Source organism: Azospirillum argentinense (genome assembly GCF_000632475.1).
In the GTDB taxonomy this organism is placed as follows: domain Bacteria; phylum Pseudomonadota; class Alphaproteobacteria; order Azospirillales; family Azospirillaceae; genus Azospirillum; species Azospirillum baldaniorum.
In genome coordinates this window covers 1272520-1291758 of sequence record NZ_CP007794.1, presented here as the reverse complement: position 1 = coordinate 1291758, position 19239 = coordinate 1272520, and the positions used below count along the sequence as shown (strand labels likewise).

General features: G+C 67.7%; 19 protein-coding genes. 8 read left to right on the top strand and 11 right to left on the bottom strand.

Annotated elements, in window-relative coordinates; translation table 11 throughout:
• Window positions 1-114: 114 nt before the first annotated feature.
• Genes ABAZ39_RS20035 through ABAZ39_RS20020 form a run of 4 tightly spaced genes read left to right on the top strand, consistent with a single transcriptional unit; the run spans window position 115 to window position 2093 of the window.
• A complete protein-coding gene (locus tag ABAZ39_RS20035; RefSeq protein ID WP_040134529.1) occupies window positions 115-765 on the top strand; it encodes a TetR/AcrR family transcriptional regulator in 651 nt (216 codons plus the stop codon).
• Window positions 752-1216 carry an SRPBCC family protein gene (locus ABAZ39_RS20030; protein WP_040134528.1) on the top strand — a complete coding sequence of 155 codons (465 nt, stop codon included), beginning with the start codon at window positions 752-754 and terminating at the stop codon, window positions 1214-1216. The genes ABAZ39_RS20035 and ABAZ39_RS20030 overlap by 14 nt, the downstream gene beginning before the upstream one ends.
• A gap of 34 nt (window positions 1217-1250) precedes the next feature.
• Entirely contained in the window at window positions 1251-1685 is a 435-nt protein-coding gene (locus ABAZ39_RS20025) for a VOC family protein (protein WP_040134527.1), read from the top strand.
• A gap of 42 nt (window positions 1686-1727) precedes the next feature.
• Window positions 1728-2093 (top strand): DUF1428 domain-containing protein, encoded by a 366-nt coding sequence (locus tag ABAZ39_RS20020; RefSeq protein ID WP_040134526.1) that lies wholly within the window; start codon window positions 1728-1730, stop codon window positions 2091-2093.
• 9 nt (window positions 2094-2102) lie between these two features.
• Here ABAZ39_RS20020 and ABAZ39_RS20015 read toward each other — a convergent pair whose 3' ends face one another.
• From ABAZ39_RS20015 to gabD, 3 genes are all read right to left on the bottom strand, one after another.
• Window positions 2103-2987, bottom strand: coding sequence for a CgeB family protein (locus ABAZ39_RS20015; RefSeq protein WP_051658287.1), 885 nt, complete (start codon window positions 2985-2987; stop codon window positions 2103-2105).
• 132 nt (window positions 2988-3119) lie between these two features.
• A complete protein-coding gene (gene gabT, locus ABAZ39_RS20010) occupies window positions 3120-4406 on the bottom strand; it encodes a 4-aminobutyrate--2-oxoglutarate transaminase (RefSeq protein WP_040134525.1) in 1287 nt (428 codons plus the stop codon).
• Between the two features lie 28 nt (window positions 4407-4434).
• The gene (gene gabD, locus ABAZ39_RS20005; RefSeq protein ID WP_198129176.1) at window positions 4435-5895 is read right to left on the bottom strand and encodes an NADP-dependent succinate-semialdehyde dehydrogenase; all 1461 of its coding nucleotides are present in this window, start codon (window positions 5893-5895) and stop codon (window positions 4435-4437) included.
• A 140-nt stretch (window positions 5896-6035) separates the two neighbouring features.
• On the opposite strand from gabD, the gene ABAZ39_RS20000 reads away from it, so the two are divergent.
• On the top strand, window positions 6036-6620 hold the full coding sequence (locus tag ABAZ39_RS20000; RefSeq protein ID WP_014198218.1) for a cupin domain-containing protein: 585 nt from the start codon (window positions 6036-6038) through the stop codon (window positions 6618-6620).
• A 62-nt stretch (window positions 6621-6682) separates the two neighbouring features.
• On the opposite strand, the gene ABAZ39_RS19995 is transcribed toward ABAZ39_RS20000, so the two are convergent.
• From ABAZ39_RS19995 to ABAZ39_RS19975, 5 genes are all read right to left on the bottom strand, one after another.
• Window positions 6683-7513 carry an ABC transporter permease gene (locus ABAZ39_RS19995; RefSeq protein WP_040134524.1) on the bottom strand — a complete coding sequence of 277 codons (831 nt, stop codon included), beginning with the start codon at window positions 7511-7513 and terminating at the stop codon, window positions 6683-6685.
• The gene (locus ABAZ39_RS19990) at window positions 7510-8772 is read right to left on the bottom strand and encodes an ABC transporter permease (RefSeq protein ID WP_040134523.1); all 1263 of its coding nucleotides are present in this window, start codon (window positions 8770-8772) and stop codon (window positions 7510-7512) included. Before ABAZ39_RS19990 ends, ABAZ39_RS19995 begins: the two co-directional genes overlap by 4 nt.
• Before the next feature lie 150 nt (window positions 8773-8922).
• Window positions 8923-9969, bottom strand: a complete 1047-nt coding sequence (locus ABAZ39_RS19985; RefSeq protein WP_040134522.1) for an ABC transporter substrate-binding protein — start codon at window positions 9967-9969, stop codon at window positions 8923-8925.
• A 95-nt stretch (window positions 9970-10064) separates the two neighbouring features.
• Window positions 10065-11174, bottom strand: a complete 1110-nt coding sequence (locus tag ABAZ39_RS19980; RefSeq protein WP_040135656.1) for an ABC transporter ATP-binding protein — start codon at window positions 11172-11174, stop codon at window positions 10065-10067.
• Between the two features lie 278 nt (window positions 11175-11452).
• Window positions 11453-12370 (bottom strand): LysR substrate-binding domain-containing protein, encoded by a 918-nt coding sequence (locus ABAZ39_RS19975; protein ID WP_040134521.1) that lies wholly within the window; start codon window positions 12368-12370, stop codon window positions 11453-11455.
• 108 nt (window positions 12371-12478) lie between these two features.
• On the opposite strand from ABAZ39_RS19975, the gene ABAZ39_RS19970 reads away from it, so the two are divergent.
• The 3 genes from ABAZ39_RS19970 to ABAZ39_RS19960 all read left to right on the top strand — a co-directional run bounded on the left by ABAZ39_RS19970 (window position 12479) and on the right by ABAZ39_RS19960 (window position 16292).
• Window positions 12479-13681: an acyl-CoA dehydrogenase gene (locus tag ABAZ39_RS19970; RefSeq protein ID WP_040134520.1), complete on the top strand. Its 1203-nt coding sequence runs from the start codon at window positions 12479-12481 to the stop codon at window positions 13679-13681.
• 224 nt (window positions 13682-13905) lie between these two features.
• Window positions 13906-15108: a CaiB/BaiF CoA transferase family protein gene (locus tag ABAZ39_RS19965; protein ID WP_040134519.1), complete on the top strand. Its 1203-nt coding sequence runs from the start codon at window positions 13906-13908 to the stop codon at window positions 15106-15108.
• A gap of 257 nt (window positions 15109-15365) precedes the next feature.
• Window positions 15366-16292 carry a DMT family transporter gene (locus ABAZ39_RS19960; protein ID WP_014198227.1) on the top strand — a complete coding sequence of 309 codons (927 nt, stop codon included), beginning with the start codon at window positions 15366-15368 and terminating at the stop codon, window positions 16290-16292.
• Window positions 16293-16302: 10 nt separating this feature from the next.
• Here the strand turns inward: ABAZ39_RS19960 and ABAZ39_RS19955 are convergent, their stop codons facing one another.
• The 3 genes from ABAZ39_RS19955 to ABAZ39_RS19945 are packed head-to-tail and all read right to left on the bottom strand — an operon-like array spanning window position 16303 to window position 19118.
• Window positions 16303-16683, bottom strand: coding sequence for a hypothetical protein (locus ABAZ39_RS19955; RefSeq protein WP_040134518.1), 381 nt, complete (start codon window positions 16681-16683; stop codon window positions 16303-16305).
• Window positions 16684-16701: 18 nt separating this feature from the next.
• Window positions 16702-18012, bottom strand: coding sequence for a hypothetical protein (locus ABAZ39_RS19950; RefSeq protein ID WP_040134517.1), 1311 nt, complete (start codon window positions 18010-18012; stop codon window positions 16702-16704).
• A gap of 2 nt (window positions 18013-18014) precedes the next feature.
• Window positions 18015-19118 (bottom strand): hypothetical protein, encoded by a 1104-nt coding sequence (locus tag ABAZ39_RS19945; RefSeq protein WP_040134516.1) that lies wholly within the window; start codon window positions 19116-19118, stop codon window positions 18015-18017.
• Window positions 19119-19239 lie beyond the last annotated feature (121 nt).

Here is a 19239-nt window from a genome sequence, read left to right as displayed (position 1 = left end):
CTCTATTTATAGCTGGAGAAATTGGTGAAAGGAGAATTCGCCAAATAACCTCCCGTTAATCCGTGAACCGAAACGCACTTGACGTACATACCAACTGACCGGTATGTTTCACCCATGCCGAGACCTGCCAAACATCACCCCGAACGCGGCGATGCCCGCATCCGGCTCCTCGAAGCGGCGCGGGACGTCATCCGGGCCAAGGGCTTCGCGGCGACCTCCGTCGATGATCTCTGTAAGGTGGCGGGGGTCACCAAGGGCGCGTTCTTCCATCATTTCGAAACCAAGGAAGCGCTCGGTGTCGCCGCCGCCGCCTATTGGGCGGAAACCACCTCGGCCTTCTTCGCGAACGCGCCGTACCACCGGCTCGACGACCCGCTCGATCGGCTGTTCGGCTATGTCGAGTTCCGCAAGGCGATCATCGACGGCGATCCCGCCGAATTCACCTGCCTCGTCGGGACCATGACGCAGGAGGTCTACGGGTCTTATCCGGCGATCCGCGACGCCTGCGCCGCCAGCATCTTCGGCCACGCGGCGACGCTCGAACCGGACATCGCGGCGGCCATGGCGGCGCGCGGGATCGCGGCCGACTGGACCCCGGCAAGCCTCGCGCGGCACACCCAGGCCGTGCTCCAGGGCGCCTTCATCCTCGCCAAGGCGACCGGCGGGCGCGAGGACGCGCTGGAGAGCGTCGATCACCTGAAACGCTACCTCACGCTGCTCTTTTCACAGACCCGTTCGAAAGGGAATCCCCATGACGGAAGGTGAGCGCGACCTCGTTCTGACCCGCAGCCTCGACGCGCCGCGCGGCGCGCTGTGGCGCTGCTGGACCGAACCCGAGCTGCTGAAACAGTGGTTCTGCCCCAAGCCCTGGTTCGTGTCCGAGGCACGGATGGACCTGCGGCCGGGCGGCGAGTTCTTCACGCTGATGAACGGTCCGAACGGCGAATCCTTCGGCGAGCCCGGCGTCTTCCTCGACGTGGAGGAGGGGCGGCGTCTGGTCTTCACCGACGCTTTCCGCCCCGGCTGGCGGCCGTCGGGCCGGGCCTTCATGACCGCCGACGTGCGGTTCGAGGACGCGGGCGGCGGCCAGACCCTCTACACCGCGCGCGCCATGCACTGGAGCGCCGAGGCGCGCGACGAGCACGAAAAGATGGGCTTCCACGAAGGCTGGGGCAAAGCGACCGACCAGCTCGAAGCCCTCGCCAAGACGCTCTGACCCAAGAACAGTCTGACCGGGAGGAAACGACAGCATGGAACCGACGATCTACCTGTTCTTCAACGGGACCTGCCTGGAGGCGATGACCCACTACGCCGAAACCCTCGGCGGCGAGGTCGTCTACGTGTTCCGCAACGGCGACGCCCCGGATGCGGACAGCCGCATGCCCGGCGGCGATCACCTCGTGATGAACATGATGGTGAAGCTGGGGGCGACCACGGTGATGGCGTCCGACTCGCCGGACAGCATGTACAGCAAGCCGCAGGGATTCCGGGTGCAGATCGCCCCGCCGTCGCTCGCCGAGTTCGACCGTATCTTCGCCGTGCTGGCGAAGGACGCCCGGTCCGTGGAGATGCCGCCGGGCGAGACCTTCTGGGCCAAGCGCTTCGCCATGGTCACCGACCGCTTCGGCACGCCCTGGATGCTGAACCATACCGGCGCGAAAGGGCCGGACGCGGCGGCGCCCTGACGGACGGGGCCGAAACTTCAAACAAGCAAGGGGAGGGGAGACATGTCTTACATCGACGGGTTCGTCATTGCGGTTCCGACGGCCAACAAGCAGGCCTTCATCGACCACGCGAACAAGGCCGACAGCGTGTTCAAGGAACTCGGCGCGACGCGCGTCCTCGAATGCTGGGGCGACGACGTGCCCAACGGCAAGCTCACCGATTTCCGCCGGGCCGTGCAGGCGACGGAGGACGAGACGGTCGTCTTCTCCTGGATCGAATGGCCGGACAAGGCCACGCGGGACGCCGCCATGAAGCGGATGGAAGAGCTGATGAAGACCGACGAGCGGTTCAGCGCGGAGAAAAATCCGATGCCCTTCGACGGCAAGCGGCTGATCTTCGGCGGGTTCGCGCCGGTCGTCGAGTTGTGAGCGGGCGCTTCAGGAGCCGGTGAGCGCGCCAGCCTCGCTGATTGAAAGACCGAGGTCCGCGGCGGCGCCGCGCATCAGCGCCACCGCGTCCCGGTCCCTCATGCGCCGGTATCCTGCCTCGGCCAGCGCCGTCCGCCGCGCACCGTCGGCGACCAGCGCGCAGGCGGCCTCGACCAGCCCGTCGTAGGGGGCGAAGGCCATGGCGTCCAGCAGGTCGGGGTCGATCTCTGTGCCGAGGTGGCGCTCGGCCAGCACCGCCTTACGGTTCGACAGCAGGTGCGAGACGCGGACGATCTCGAAGATGCCCGCCTCGTAGTAATGCAGGTTCAGCACCAGCTTGGCGTCGGCGACGAAGCCGTCGCGCAGCGCCCCGTAATAATGCTGGAGGCTGACCACGGTCAGGCCGCGCTCGCCCAGCGCGTCGAGGATGGCGCGGCGGCGCGGGTTCACGGCGCCGTAGAACAGCACGTCGATGCCGGGGGAGGGGCTGTTCGGGATGCGGGTCATCTCGTCCACATGCCCGATGGGAACGAGGCGCGCCCGGATGCCCTGGCCGGCCAGATCGGCGATGTTGCGCGGGCTGTAGTCCCACACCCGGCAGCGGCGCAGCAGGTCCAGGTAATGGGCGTTGCGCGGGTGGAGCGTGGCGATCTGCTCCAGATTGTAGAGGATAGTGCCGCTGGGCAGACGGTCGCCTTCCTCCGGCGTCAGGTCGTGGCCGCCCAGGACGATGGCGCGGCGCCGGCGGCCGACGCGGTTCCACACGATCTCCGCGTCGATGCCCAGGCGGCGCAGCGCGAAACGCAGGGTTTCCGCGACCTCCAAAAAGACGCTGGCCCCGGCGTCGCCCAACCCGTTCTTCTTGATGATGACGATGTCGATCCCGCCGGCCATGCGCTTGCCCCTCTGCCCCGCACCCTCATCCTAAAGCGCGGGCGGGCGGGCGCACAAAAAGAAACCCTCCTTCCCTTGCGGGAAGGAGGGCATGCAGTCTGGGGACTTCACTGAAAAATCGGGGCTGAAAAATCAGGCCGAAACCAGCTCCTCCAGGGAGCGCTCGATGATGTCCAAGCCCTCGTCCACCAGCGCGTCCGACGCGGTCAGCGGAACCAGGATGCGGATAACGTTGCCGTAGGTGCCGCAGGACAGCAGGACGAGGCCCTTTTCCGCCGCCTTGGCGACCAGCGCCTTGGTCAGCTCCGGCGCCGGCTCCTTGGTGCCGCGGTCCTTCACCAGCTCCATGGCGATCATGCCGCCCAGGTTGCGCACGTCGCCGATCACCGACAGCGTATTGCGCTGGGCCATGGTGCGGAAGCGGCCGGCGATGCGCTCGCCCAGGTCGTTGGAGCGCTGGATCAGCTTCTCCTCCTCAATGACGTCCAGCACGGCCAGCGCCGCGGTGGTCGCCAGCGGGCTGCCGGCGTAGGTGCCGCCGATGCCGCCGGGGATCGGGGCGTCCATGATCTCCGCCTTGCCGGTGACCGCCGACAGCGGGAAGCCGCCGGCCAGGCTCTTCGCCATGGTCATCAGGTCGGGCTCGACGCCGGAATGTTCGATGGCGAACATCTTGCCGGTGCGGGCGAAGCCGGTCTGGATCTCGTCGATGATCAGCAGGATGCCGTTGTCGTCGCAGATCTTGCGCAGGGCCTGCAGGAACTCCGGCGGGGCGATGTTGAAGCCGCCCTCACCCTGCACCGGCTCCACGATGATCGCGGCGACGCGGGTGGCGTCCACGTCCGACTTGAACAGCTGCTCCAGCGCCTTCAGGCTGTCCTGGACGCTGACCCCGCGGTAGGCGTTGGGGAAGGGCGCGTGGTAGACCTCGGCCGGGAAGGGGCCGAAGCCGACCTTGTAGGGCACGACCTTGCCGGTCAGCGCCATCGCCAGCAGCGTGCGGCCGTGGAAGGCGCCGGAGAAGGCGATCACGCCCGGACGGCCCGTGTGGGCGCGGGCGATCTTCACGGCGTTCTCGACGGCTTCCGCACCCGTGGTGAAGAAGGCGGTCTTCTTCGGCGTGGAGCCCGGAACCAGCGCGTTCAGCCGCTCCGCCAGGGTCACGAAGGACTCGTAGGGCGTGACCATCGCGCAGGTGTGGGTGAAGCGGTCGAGCTGGGCCTTCACCGCCTCGATGATCTTCGGATGGCGGTGGCCGGTGTTCAGCACCGCGATGCCGCCCGCGAAGTCGATGAAGCGGTTGCCCTCGACGTCCCACAGCTCGGCGTTCTCGGCGCGGTCGACATAGACCGGCATGGCGTTGGCGAGGCCGCGCGGAACGGCGGCGTTGCGACGATCCTGGAAGGACTGGTTGCTCATCTCAAACCCCCGATTGGAAAGGATGGCGTCAGGCGCCCAGGCCGACGCACAGGTACTTGATCTCCAGGAAGTCCTCCACACCGTACTTGGAGCCTTCCCGCCCGATGCCCGACTGCTTGATGCCGCCGAACGGCGCGACCTCGGTCGACAGGATGCCTTCGTTGATGCCGACCATGCCGTATTCGAGCCGCTCGGCGACGCGCCACACCCGGCCGATGTCCCGGCTGTAGAAATAGGCCGCCAGGCCGAACTCGGTGTCGTTCGCCATGCGGATGGCGTCGGCCTCCGTCTCGAACTTGAACAGCGGGGCGACCGGGCCGAAGATTTCCTCGCGGGCCACGCGCATCCCGGTGGTGACGCCGGTCAGGATCGTCGGCTCGAAGAAGGTGCCGCCCATCGCGTGCCGCTTGCCGCCGAGCGCGACCTTGGCGCCCTTGGCCAGCGCGTCGCCCATCAGCTCCTCGACCTTCTCGACGGCTTGGCCGTTGATCATCGGGCCCTGGGTGACCCCGGCCTCCATGCCGTTGCCGACGCGGATCTGCTTCACCGCCTCGGCCAGCTTGGCGGCGAAGGCGTCGTAGACGCCGGCCTGGACCAGCAGGCGGTTCGCGCAGACGCAGGTCTGGCCGGAGTTGCGGTACTTGGACGCGAGGGCGCCCTTGACCGCCTCGTCCAGGTCGGCGTCGTCGAACACGATGAAGGGCGCGTTGCCGCCCAGCTCCAGCGACACCTTCTTCACCGTGTCGGCGGACTGGCGCATCAGGATCTTGCCGACTTCGGTCGAGCCGGTGAAGGACAGCTTGCGCACGATCGGGCTGGCGGTCAGCTCGCCGCCGATGGCGACCGGGTCGGATCCGGTGACGATGTTAAACACCCCGGCCGGGACGCCCGCGCGCTCGGCCAGCTCGGCCAGCGCCAAGGCGGACAACGGGGTGTCCTCGGCCGGCTTGACCACGATGGTGCAGCCGGCGGCGAGCGCCGGGCCGACCTTGCGGGTGATCATCGCGTTGGGGAAGTTCCACGGGGTGATCGCCGCGACGACGCCGATCGGCTCCTTCAGGACGACGATGCGCTTGTTGCCGGCGAAGCTGGGGATCACGTCGCCGTAGACCCGCTTGCCCTCCTCGGCGAACCACTCGATGAAGCTGGCGCCGTAGGCGACCTCGCCGCGGGCTTCGGCCAGCGGCTTGCCCTGCTCCAAGGTCATCAAGACGGCCAGATCCTCCTGCGCCGCCATGATCAGCTCGAACCAGCGGCGCAGGATGGCCGCGCGCTCCTTCGCGGTCTTGGCGCGCCACGCGGGCAGGGCGGCGTCGGCGGCGTTGATGGCCTGCCGCGTCTCTTCCGCGCCGACATCGGCGACCTGGGCCAGTTCCTCGCCCGTCGCCGGGTTGGTCACCGCGAAGGTCTTGCCGGAGAAGGCGTCGCGCCACGCGCCGTTCACATAGGCTTGTGTCCGAAGAAGGCTCTGGTCGTTCAGCGACAGCATGGGAATCAGCCTCGATTTGCGATGTGAAGGGAGCGTACCCATGTTTAATAAATTAAACAACCCTAATCGGGTGTTGAGTTTTTGATGACGCACACACGCGAATCCGGTATGCCTTCCGGTCAGGAGCGAGGAACCGATCCATGGATGTGGACGCTGTCGATTTCAACGTGGGCGCGCGCCTGAAGCAGGTTCGGGAAGCGCACGCCCTGTCCCAGCGCCAGTTGGCGCAACGGGCGGGCGTGACCAACGGCACCATCTCGCTGATCGAACAGAACCGGTGCAGCCCGTCCGTCTCCTCGTTGCGCAAGGTGCTCCAGGGCATTCCGATGACCCTGGCGGAGTTCTTCTCCTCCGACGACCTGCCGCCGCGCGAGCAGATCTTCTTCAAGGGAGGCGATCTGGTCGAGCTGACCGGGCTGGTGAAGAGCCGGGTCGGCTCCATCTCCTTCCGGCAGGTGGGCGACCTGCGCGGCCGCAACCTCCAGGTCCTTCACGAGAAATACGCCCCCGGCGCCGACACCGGCGGCCGCACCATGCTCCAGCACGAATCGGAGGAGGGCGGCATCGTCATCAAGGGCCGGATCGAGCTGACGGTCGGCGACCGCAAGGAAATCCTCGGCCCCGGCGACGCCTATCTGTTCGACAGCCGCATCCCGCACCGCTTCCGCAACCTCGGCGATGAGGAATGCGAAATCATCAGCGCCTGCACCCCGCCGTATCTGTGACATCACTCCACCGGATTTGAGGAAAGGCCGGGCCGCCCATCGGGCCGCCCGGCTTTTTCATGTCAGCGCAGGTTGCCCTTGAGCCGCTCGTTGCGGCGGCGCAGTGCCTCCAGCGTGGCGAGCAGGATGACCGAGATGGTCGTCAGGATCACCGCCGCCGCCGTGATGGTCGGGCTGATGTTCTCGCGGATGCCGCTGAACATCTCGCGGGGCAGGGTGCGCTGCTCCGGACCGGCCATGAACAGCACCACCACCACCTCGTCGAAGCTGGTGGCGAAGGCGAACAGGGCGCCCGAGGCCAGACCCGGCAGGATCAGCGGCAGGATCACCCGGCGGAAGGCGTAGATCGGCGAGGCGCCGAGCGAGGCCGCGGCCCGCGCCAGATTCATGTCGAAGCTCTGCAGCGTCGCGCTGACCGTGATGACCACGAAGGGTGTGGACAGCGCGGTGTGCGCCAGGATCAGCCCGGCGTAGCTGCCGGTCAGCCCCAGCGGCGCGAAGAAGAAGTAGAGGCCCACCGCGGTGATGACGCCCGGCACGACCACCGGCGACAGCACGATAGCCAGCACCAGCGGCTTGAACTTGCTCTTCCACTGGGCGAGGCCGAGCGAGGCGAGTGTGCCCAGCACCATCGACAGGATGGTCGAGGCCACCCCGATGATGACGCTGTTCTTCAGCGACGACACCCAGCGCGGCGAGTTCAGGAAGTCCTCGTACCAGCGCAGGGAGAGACCCGGCAACGGGTAGGTCAGGTAGGAGCCGGAGCTGAAGGACAGCGGCATGATCGCGAGGATCGGCGCCATCAGGAAGACCAGCACCAGCGAGGCGACGACCACCGTGGTGATCCAGGCGGCGCGCTGGCTGGCCGTGCGGGGGGCGTGATTGTCGCTCAATTCTTCATCCCTCCCGTGACCTGCTGGCCGTGGACCAGCTTTCCATAGACGACGGCCAGCAGCAGCGTGGCGAGCAGAAGCACCGCGCCCAGCGCCGAGGCCAGACCCCAGTTGACGGTTTCCGTGGTGTAGAAGGCGATGAAGTAGCTGATCATCTGGTCGGCGGCGCCGCCCACCAGGGCCGGCGTGATGTAGTAGCCGATGGCCAGGATGAAGACGAGCAGGCTGCCCGCCCCGATGCCGGGCACGGTTTGCGGCAGGTAGATGCGCAGGAAGGCGGTGACCGGCGAGGCGCCGAGCGACGCCGCCGCCCGCATGTAGGCCGGGGAGATCGAGCGCATGCTGCTGTAGAGCGGCAGGATCATGAAAGGCAGCAGCACGTGCGTCATCGCCACATAGACGCCGAAGCGGTTGTAGATCAGCCGCAACGGCTCGTCGATCAGGCCGATCCAGCGCAGGCTGTCGTTGACGATGCCCTCGCTCTGCAGCACGACGATCCAGGCGCAGGTGCGCACCAGAAGCGAGGTCCAGAAGGGCAGCAGCACGAAGATCATCAGCACGTTCGACTGGCCCGTGGGCAGCGTCGCCAGCATGTAGGCGACCGGGAAGCCCAGGATCAGGCAAAGGACCGTCACGCCCAGGCTGATGGTGAAGGTGCGCCCGAAGACGTCGCGGTAGATCGCCTGCTCTTCGGGGGCGGCGACGATGGCGCCGTCCACGTTGCGTGTCAGGTCCAGCGCGCCCAGCAGGTAGAAGCTGGTGAGCGGCCCGCTGGCGCCCTTGATCGCCGCCCAGGTGGCGCGTTCGCCCCAGGCCGGGTTGATGCCGATCAGCGTGTCCTTGGCGGTGCCGGGTTCCGGCAGGGCCTTCAGGTTGCGAGCCGTGCCCGACATGATGGTGCGGAAGCCGTTCAGCGCGTAGTTCAGCCGCTTGGACGCGATGGCGACGGTGCCGGCGTCGCGCGCCGTGCGGATGTCGCCGGCCAGCGCGGCGAAGGCCGGCTCGCCCGGAACGTCCTTGCCGTCCCAGTCGGCCAGGGCCGCGACGGTGTGGGGCATGACCTGACGCACCTCCCAATCGTCGACCGACCGCCAGAGCATGCCGGCGATGGGACCGAGGAAGGTGAACAGCAGGAAGAGGAGGAGCGGCAGGATCAGCGCCAGGGCCTTGAGCCGGCGCGTCCGCTCCGCCCGTTTCAGGCGGCGCTTGAGAGGCACCTCGGACGACGCATCGGCGCCGGCGACGAACGCGGCTGTCATGGGCGGCCTATTTCGAAAATGCGGTAGAGACGTGTGCGGGTGATCGAGGTGGGCCCCCACCCCGGCCCTCCCCCGCTTCGCAGGGGAGGGAGATTGGTCCCCTCCCCTGCGAAGCGGGGGAGGGTTAGGGAGGGGGCCTGACTCAGCGGCTTACTTCGCCGCCCACTTGTTGAAGCGCTCGGTCAGGCGATCGATGTTCTCCAGCCAGAAGGGAACGCTGATCTCGACCGCGTTCTTCATGTTCTCCGGAGCGGTCGGCAGGTCCGTCAGAACCGCCGGGGCCAGCTTGGACGGGGCGTCCTTGTTGGAGGTGCCGTAGGCGATGTTCTCGGACAGCTTGGCCTGGTTCTCCGCCTTGCCGACGAAGTCGAGGAACTTGTAGGCGGCTTCCTTGTTCGGGCTGCCCTTCAGGATCACCCAGCTGTCGATGGTGTAGAGCGCGCCGTTCCACACCATGCCGAAGTTCTTTTTCTCGGCCTTGTTGGCGGCGTCGATGCGGCCGTTGTAGACCGAGGTCATCGCCACCTCGCCCGAGGCCAGCAGCTGCGGCGGCTGGGCGCCGGCCTTCCACCAGACGATGTCGTTCTTGATGGTGTCCAGCTTCTTGAAGGCGCGCTCCAGGCCCTCTTCGGTGCCCAGGACCTTGTAGACGTCCTTCGGCGCGACGCCGTCGGCCATCAGGGCGATCTCAAGGGTGGTCTTGGCGCCCTGGCGCAGGCCGCGCTTGCCCGGATACTTGGTGGTGTCGAAGAAGTCGGCCCAGCTCTTCGGCGCGTCCTTCAGCTTGTCCTTGTCGTAGCCGAGCACGAAGTCGTACACGATCGCGCCGACGCCGCAGGCATCGACGGTCTGCGGCAGGTAGGCCTGCTCGCCGCCGATCTTGCTGAACTCCATCGTCTCGAACAGGCCCTCTTCGCAACCGACGGCCAGTTCCTCGCTCTCCACCTGGACGACATCCCAGGTCGCCGCACCGCCCTGGACCTTGGCGCGCAGCACGCCGATGCCGCCGTCCCAGGACTCGTCGTTCATCGGGGTGCCGGCCTTCTTGAACGGCTCGAAATAGACCTTCTTCTGGGCTTCCTGATAGGCGCCGCCCCAGGACACGACCGTCAGGTCGCGGGCCTGCGCGGCGGTGGCCAGCGCCACACCGGCGGTGAACGTCGCAAGGAACCCAACTGCCACCTTAAGCTTCGACATCGTCCCCGTTCCTTCATTATGTGTGGTTGCGTCAGGAGGTTTTGCGCGCCCCCGGTCCCCCCTCCCGGAGAGACCGGACGGACGGGTGCGGCCGATCACACGGGATCGAGCGCCCGGCAGTCCTCGGGGCGGAAGCCGATGGACACGCTCTGGCCGTGGCTGAGTCCCGCGTGGGCGCCCGGCGGCAGCTTGACCATGAATTCCCCGTTGCCGGCGACCTTCAGCACGGCCAGCGCGTGGTCGCCGAGATAGATGGTGTCCTGGACATGGGCGGGCAGGGCGTTCATGCCGTCCGGGGCCTGCCCGTCGGTCAGGATGCTGATGCGCTCCGGCCGCACCGACAGCGCGGTGGCGGCCCCGGCGCCGGCGACGTTGACCGCCTGGGCCACGACCGAACCGCCCGACGCCAGCGCCACCCGGCAGAAGCCCTGTTCGATATTCTCGACGGTGCCGCTCAGCACGTTGTTCTCGCCGATGAAGTTGGCGACGAAGCTGTTGACCGGGCGTTCGTACAGCGCGTCCGGCTTGTCGATCTGCTGCACGATGCCGTCGTTGAACACCGCGATGCGGTCCGACATGGTCAGCGCCTCGCTCTGGTCGTGGGTGACGTAGACGACGGTGATGCCCATCGTCTCGTGCAGCTGCTTGATTTCGAGCTGCATGTGCTCGCGCAGCCGCTTGTCCAGCGCGCCCAGCGGTTCGTCCATCAGGACGAGCTGCGGGTTGAAGACCAGCGCGCGGGCCAGCGCCACGCGCTGCTGCTGGCCGCCCGAAAGCTGGCCGGGATGGCGATGCGCCAAGTTCTCCAGCTTGATCATGCGCAGCGCCGAGCGCACCCGCTCCTTCACCTCCGACCGCGGCATCTTGCGCACGGTCAGCGGGAAGGCGACGTTCTCCTCGATCGTCAGGTGGGGGAACAGCGCGTAGTTCTGGAAGACCATGCCGATGTCGCGCTTGTGCGGCGGCATGTTCTTGATCGGCCGGTCGGCGAGATAGATCTCGCCGTGGGTGGGGACCTCGAAGCCGGCCAGCATCATCAGCGTGGTCGTCTTGCCCGAGCCCGAAGGGCCGAGCAGGGTGACGAACTCGCCCTTCTTGATGTCGAGGTCGAGGTTCTTCACCACGAGGTGTTCGCCGTCATAGGTCTTCTGGACCCCGACGAAGCGCACCAGTGCCTGTGCGGTCGTGACCATGCCGCCGTCCATCATCCTCCCCCCGTCCGAGGTGTCCCGAGCGCGGTCCGGGGCCAGGGTTGCGTTCCCGACACAGGACCTATGCAATGGGCCAGACGGTATACCCGTTTAATAAATTCGACAAGCCCGTTGCTCGCGTCGCGATCAATTCAACGGTCTGACGAAAATTTGTGCATCTGCGAAGGCCGTGCACGCGGTTTGAACGGGAGTTTGCTCCTTCCTTGACCGCTTGAAAACCCAGACTTTGGGAGGTTTGGGATCTGGACGGGTGATTTTCCCCGAGTCGCTGCTCACACGTCGGGGATGGGTGGAACAAACGGAACGATCCGCTCCACGAGACCGGTGAATTTTTTCACCAGGGGCGAACTTTCGTTGCTCCGTTGGGCCAGTTGCAGGGTGGTGACGGCGTCCGGCGTGTCGAGCGGCCGGTACACCACCCCTTCCAGCGCCACCTGCCGAAGCTGGCCGGGCAGAATCGACACGCCCAGCCCGGCGGCGATCAGCCCGATGATGGTGAAGGCCTCGCGCGCGTCCTGGGTCACGTTGGGGCGGAATCCGGCGGCGGCGCACAGCGCGAAGACCTGCTCGTGCGTGCTGGTGCCGAAATCGGCGGGGTAGAAGACGAAGGGCTCGTCGCGCAGGGCGGCCAGCGGCACGACCTCCCGCCCGGCCAGCGGGTGGTCGGCGCGCATCACCGCCAGCAGCGGCTCCCGCACCACGTCGTGGAAGCGGAAGGAGTCGGGATCGGGGATGAAGCGCGGCTCCCGGATGAAGCCGACGTCGAGCCGGCGGTCGGCCAGCGCGGTCAGCTGCTGCTTGGACGGCAGCTCGACCAGGGTCAAATGCACGTCGGGATGGGCGCGGCGGTAGGCGTCGATGATCCGCGGCACCATCGGCAGGAAGGGGGCCGCCGCGGTGAAGCCGACGCGCAGCTCGCCGACCTCGCCCTTGGCGGCGCGGCGGGTCAGCACGGCGGCGCGCTCCGCCCGCGCCAGGATCTCGCGCGCCTCGCCCAGCAGGAGCTGGCCCGGCTCGGTCAGTTCGACCCGGCGCTTTGTGCGTTCGAACAGGCGGGCGCCCAGTTCGGCCTCCAGCGCCTGGATCGACTGGCTGAGCGGCGGCTGGCCGATGCCCAGCCGGGCGGCGGCGCGGCTGAAATGCAACTCCTCGGCGACGGCGACGAAATGGCGGAGATGGCGCAGGTCCATACCAGTGTCTTATATGAGGATCATATTAAAGTCCCCTGATAAATGTATTTGAACCATGAAAGCGACCGCGCCATGTTGGGGCGCATCGGACCTAGGGAGATTTCAAACATGGCCGCCAAGACCGGAGCCGCCTCCGCCAAGCTCGCTTCCTTCGCCTGGGAGGACCCGCTGCTCCTCGACGAGCAGCTGACCGAGGACGAGCGGATGATCCGCGACGCCGCGCGCAGCTATTGCCAGGACAAGCTGCTGCCGCGCGTGACCGAGGCCAACCGGCACGAGATCTTCCACCGCGAGATCATGAACGAGATGGGCGAGCTGGGCTTCCTCGGCTCCACCATCGACGGCTACGGCTGCGCCGGGGTCAACTACGTCTCCTACGGTCTGGTCGCCCGCGAGGTCGAGCGGGTGGACAGCGGCTACCGCTCCGCCATGTCGGTGCAGTCCTCGCTGGTCATGCATCCGATCTACGCCTACGGCAGCGACGCCCAGCGCGAGAAGTACCTGCCCAAGCTCGCCACCGGCGAATGGATCGGCTGCTTCGGCCTGACCGAGCCGGACGCCGGCTCCGACCCCGCCGGCATGAAGACCCGCGCCAGGAAGGTCGCGGACGGCTACATCCTCAGCGGCGCGAAGATGTGGATCACCAACTCGCCGGTCGCCGACGTCTTCGTCGTCTGGGCGAAGACCGACGAGGGCAAGATGAATGGCTTCGTGCTCGAAAAGGGCATGAAGGGCCTGTCGGCGCCGAAGATCGAGGGCAAGTTCTCGCTCCGCGCCTCGGCCACCGGCGAGATCGTCATGGACGAGGTCTTCGTTCCGGAGGAGAACCGCCTGCCGAACATCGAGGGCATCGTCGGTCCCTTCGGCTGCCTGAACCGCGCCCGCTACGGCATCGCCTGGGGCGCCATGGGCGCCGCGGAGTTCTGCTTCCACGCCGCCCGCCAGTACCAGATCGACCGCAAGCAGTTCGGCCGCCCGTTGGCCGCGAACCAGATCCCGCAGCTCAAGCTCGCCAACATGCAGACGGAGATCGCGCTCGGCCTGCAGGCCGCGCTGCAGGTCGGCCGCCTGCTCGACGAGGGCAAGGCGGCGCCGGAGATGATCTCGCTCATCAAGCGCAACAACTGCGGCAAGGCCCTGGAGATCGCCCGCGTCGCCCGTGACATGCACGGCGGCAACGGCATCGCCGACGAGTTCCACGTCATCCGCCACGTGATGAACCTGGAGGCGGTGAACACCTACGAGGGCACGCACGACATCCACGCCCTGATCCTGGGCCGCGCCATCACCGGCATCCAGGCCTTCGCGTGAGGTGATTGTTGAAGCCCTCTCCCCTCTGGGGAGAGGGTGGCCCGAAGGGCCTCTCGCGCTGGCTGAAAGCCAGCGCTGGCGGCAGGCGGATGCCCTTGGCATCCGCTGAGAGCCGGTGAGGGGGATGTGCACGGCGGAAGGTCCGGCACAAGCAAACCCCCCTCACCCTGACCCTCTCCCCAGAGGGGAGAGGGGAAATGGTCGAATTTATAGGGATGTAGAGCATGCCCGGCCCGCTTTCCCATGTCCGTGTCCTGGAACTCTCCCGCGTGCTCGCCGGGCCGTGGGCGGCGCAGACGCTGGCCGATCTCGGCGCGGACGTCATCAAGGTCGAACGGCCCGGCGCCGGGGACGACACGCGCGCCTGGGGTCCCCCCTGGGCGGGCGAGGAGTCCGCTTATTTCCTCTCCACCAACCGCGGCAAGCGGTCGATCACCATCGACTTCGAACGCCCAGAAGGCCAGGAACTGGTCCGCAAGCTGGCTGCCCAGGCCGACGTCGTCATCGAGAATTTCAAGGTCGGCGGGCTGGTCAAGTACGGGCTGGACTATGAGAGCCTGAAGGCGATCAACCCGGGCCTCGTCTACTGCTCGATCACCGGCTTCGGGCAGGACGGCCCCTACGCCAAGCGGGCCGGCTACGACTTCATGATCCAGGGCATGGGCGGGCTGATGAGCATCACCGGCCAGCCGGACGCCGAGGCGGGCGGCGGGCCGGTCAAGGTCGGCGTCGCGGTCACCGACGTCTTCACCGGCCTCTACGCCACCATCGGCGTGCTCGGCGCGCTGGCCCACCGCGACCGGACGGGGGAGGGGCAGTGGGTGAACCTCGCCCTGCTCGACGTGCAGGTGGCGGTGCTGGCGAACCAGGCCATGAACTATCTGGTCGGCGGCAAGGCGCCGCAGCGGCTGGGCAACGCGCACCCGAACATCGTGCCCTATCAGGCCTTCGCCACGCTGGACGGCCACATCATCCTGGCGGTCGGCAATGACGGGCAGTTTGCCAAATTCTGCCAAGTCGCCGGGCGTCCGGAGCTGGCGCAGGACCCGCGCTACGCCACCAACCCGGCCCGCGTCGCCAACCGCAAGGAGCTGGTGCCGATCCTGGAGCTGCTGCTGGAGCAGCGGTCCAGCCGCGACTGGCTGTCGGCGCTGGAGGCGGTGGGCGTGCCCTGCGGGCCGATCAACGACGTGTCCCAGGTCTTCGCCGACCCCCACGTTCAGGCCCGCAACATCCACCAGGATCTGCCGCACCCGACCGCCGGGACGGTGCCGACGGTGGCGAGCCCGATCCGCTACTCCGTGACCCCCATTGAGCATACGGTCGCTCCGCCGACGCTCGGCCAGCACACCGACGCCGTGCTGGAGGAAGCGCTGGGCCTATGCGCGGCGGACATCGCGGCCCTGCGGGAGAAGGGCGTGGTCTGAACCGCGCGCACCCGTCATTTTGCCGCCCCTGTCCCATCCTTCAGGGCATCGTATCGACCGTCATAACCCTCTCCCCTCTGGGGAGAGGGTGGCCCGAAGGGCCGGTGAGGGGGGGCGCGAGGCGGTACGTTCGGCAAAAGCGCAACCCCCTCACCCTAACCCTCTCCCCAGAGGGGAGAGGGGATATACGATGCGAATGCCCAATCCCATCCCTTCCCCCGCCGTATGCGGGGAAGGGATTTTTTGCGTGAACCGAGATGATCGCCTCCAGCACCCCGTCCTCCGCCGCCACCGACACCCGCCTGGGCATCCTGCTGATGCTGCTGGGCATGTCGCTGTTCACCGTCAACGACGCGCTCGGCAAATGGCTGGTCGCCGACTATCCGGTGGCGATGCTGCTGGCCATCCGCAGCCTGTTCGGCGCGATGCTGCTGGCCCCGCTGATCCTGCGCGAGGGGGTGCGGTCGGTCTTCGCGGTGAAGCGGCTGCCGTTGCATCTTCTGCGCGTCGGCTGCGTGGCCGGGGAGGTCGCCTGCTTCTACTGGGCGGTGCGGTCGCTGCCGCTCGCCAACGTGATGACCATCTACATGGCCGCCCCACTGATCGTCACCGCCCTGTCGGTGCCGCTGCTCGGCGAGAAGGTGGGCTGGCGCCGCTGGGCCGCGGTGGTGGTCGGCTTCGCCGGGGTGGTGATCGTGCTCAACCCGACGGGCCAGTTCGACGCGGTGCCGTCGCTGGTCGCCCTGTTCGGCACGCTGGTCTTCTCCACCGGCCTGATCTCCACCCGGCTGCTGCGCGATTCGAGCAACCTGTCGCTGGTCAGCTTCCAGACCTTCGGCACCGGCCTGCTCGGCAGTGCGGCGCTGCCGCTGGTCTGGGTGCCGCCGCCGGGGCTGGACTTCCTGCTGCTGGGGGCGCTGGGCGTCACGGCGCTGGCCGGGCACGCGGCGATGAACCGCTCGCTCCAGCTCAGCCCGGCGGCGGTGGTGGTGCCGTTCCAGTATGTCTCGATCATCTGGGCGGTGGTGCTGGACCTGCTGGTCTGGGGCACGGCGCCGACCCTGCGCATCATCGTCGGCGCGCTGCTCATCATCGGCAGCGGCCTGTTCGTCTTCCACCGCGAGCAGGCGCTGAACCGCGGTGCGGCGGCGGAGGCCAACGCCAGCGGCGGCCCCGGCGCTTAAGAAAAGGCGCCTAAAGCGGGAAAAAGCGCGGCTCCAGCCGGACGGCGACGGCCTCTACCGGAGTCCAGCCGAGGCGCGCGATCACCGCGTTCGACTCCACGGCGCGGCGGCCCGGTCCCAGCGACCATGTGACGTGGTAGGTCCCGCCGCCTGGGCGGTCGGTCGTCCCGGCGATGGCGACAACCAGCGCCTGAACGCCCTCGCCGTCGTCGGCCAGCCCCAGGACCGTTCCCTCACGTTCCGTGGGCAGCGGATGACGTGCCCCGACGCCGTGGGCCAGCGTGACATGATGGGCGACGGTGCGGGCGTAGCGCGCCGGGAACCGCGCCAGCAGGCGGGCGCGTTCGGCCTCCGGCAGCGCCCAGCCGACATAGCCTCCGCGACGCGTCATGCGATCTCCCCGGTACCCTCAGCGGCGGCCACCCCTCAGGATGTCCTCCATGATCTGGTTGGCCTCCGCCGGTCCGGCAATCAGCTCGATCATGCGGATGGCGGTGTAGCCGGTCCGCACGTCGCCGACGCCATCGGCCAGCGATTGCCGCGCCGTGCCGGTCAGCGAGGCGGTGGCCTGCTGGGTCACGCTCTTCAACGCGCCGCGCAGGCCCAGCGTGTCGGCGATGGTCGAGCATTTGCGCAGGGCGCGCGCCTGGTTCTCCGCCTGCACCATCCGGGCGGTGTCCGTTCCAGGAGTCATGGTCTCCACCGCGGACAGGATCTCGGTCTCCGCCCCGTCGAGCACCTGGGTGCGCACCAACTCGTGCACGGAGTTCCGGATGATCTTCAGTCGCTGGTCGAAGTCCTTGTTGCGGCTGTGCTCCATGGCGTTGCGCGTGGCCTCCAGGCTGGCCACCAGATTGACCGCGAGGGTGGCGGCGGCCATGCGGTCCACCGTGCCGCCCGAGGCCGAGGCGACGCCGCGCGACCGTTCCTCGATCTGCGCCACCACCGTACCGCAGAGATCCAGGAACAGGGCGGCCCGATCGCTGGACTTCTGGCCCAGATCCATGTCCCACAGGTTGCCCAGCAGGATCGAGGGGTCGGACAGGCGGGCCGCGGCCAGCAAGATGAACAGCTTCAGCGCCTCCGGCCTCCCCCGCGCGACCTGCCGCCCGATGGCCTGGATGCCGTCCAGATGGTCCTTGTGCAGCTTCTGGACCGGCTTGGGCGACAGGACGGCCTTCAACTCGGCCGCCGGCTGGGCGATGGTCAGGATGCGGGCGATGTCCTCGACGGTGCGGAGGCGGTCTGGGTTCAGCCGCAGCCCCAGCTCGTCCGCGAAGCGCCCCGTTTCCGTCTGCTCCAGAATGCCGGCCACGGCGGCGGAGGCCATGGACCAGAAGGCGCTGGCCGGCTCCGCTCGCGATGCGGCGTCGCCCAGTGCTCTGGCGACGCCGCGCAGCCGCTCCTTGCCGATCTGCCCCTCCACCAGCGGCCACAGGGCGTTGACCACCCTGCGGTCCAGCTTGTTCAGGGGGGCGGGCTGGTTGCCGCCGGGAAGCTGGAACAGATCCTCGAACGGCTCGCAGAACAGCCGCTTGAAGGTCGGACGCCGCCTGGGCCGCACCTCCGCCAGACGCGGGCGGATCAGTGAGAAGGTGTGCTGCACCTCGGGATGGTCGCCGATCTGCTGCAGCAAATCGACCACCTGCCGGAAGCGGGCCTCGTCGATGTCCAGAAGCTTGGCGCCGAGGCTGAGAAGGGCCTTGGGGTCCGTGGTCATGGTCAGGCCGCCTTCCCCTTGATCGCCTCGATCCGCATCACGAGGTCCATGTCGAGCTGGCCGCTGCGCCAGTCCACATAAGCGCACACCGTGCGGCGGTTCGCGGCCAGCAGCCCGTCGGCCAGCAGCGCGTGATCGGACTTCTCCTCGTCCTTGGGCAGCAGCGGCAGGACGCGGAACAGCTCATGCACGGTCATGTCCTGCTCGTGCTTGCTCCGGGTCTGGGCTTCCGCCCAGCTCGTGACGATGAAGTCCCAGCCGTCGAGCAGCCAGGACAGCCGGGTGGTCGCCTTCCGCACCAGCGTGCGCTTGGTGTCCCACTGGCGCAGCAGCAGTTCGAAGGCCGCCAACGATTGGTCGAGCTGGTTCACCACGTTGCGGACCTGGTTGAGCGTGTGCTCCGCCACCTCCGCGCAGAAGGCGCCGATGGGAGCGGCCTCCGACACGTTGCCGTTCGCCCAGTCGGTCATGCTGTCGCGGAACTGCAGCAGGTCGCGCGCCAGACGGCGCAACCGCGCCGGCTTCGGCGAGGTGGCGATGCTCACCGGCTCCATGAAGGTCGCCAGCTCGGCCACCCGCGCGTACAGCTCGGTCGGTTCCAGGGCGAGGCTCTGCGCCGCCTTGGTCATGTAGCTGCGGGTCAGCTGCTCGCCCTTCTCGGAGCCGAGGCCGGCGCGCAGGATGTCCGTCGATTCCAAGCCGACCGCCTTCATCACCTCGACGATCAACTGGTAGTTGATGAGCAGCCGCTGCTCGTCCTCGTCGCGGAGCGCGGCCTCCGCCGCTTCCACGGCCAGCGGACCGGCAAGGCCGCAGCGTGCCGCCTGGAGCACCGCCTTGCGGATGTCGTCCGGCGAGCAGCCGTCCGCCTCGCGGATCAGGTCCTGCAACATGCGGTCGTGGACGGTCATCGGGAAGGCGACCGGCAGACCCTTCCACGGCACCACATAGACCCCGTGCCCGTCCGACAGGTTGGGGATCAGGACCTCCAGCTTGTCCCGGTCGTCCTTGCGCACCCGCGTCTGCGCCAGTACCGGCGTGGTGAAGGCCACGGCGGCGCCGCGCTCCTCGAAGGTAGAGGGAGCAAAATTCGTAAGTGAACGCATGGTTCTCGGGTCGGGAGGGAAGTGGAAAACGGAATGCTACCATCCGTAGCATGATTCGTTCAATTTTTCGTTAAGTCCGTGCAAGGCCGTCCTTTTCTCTGCCCTTTGGAGGTAAGGCGTC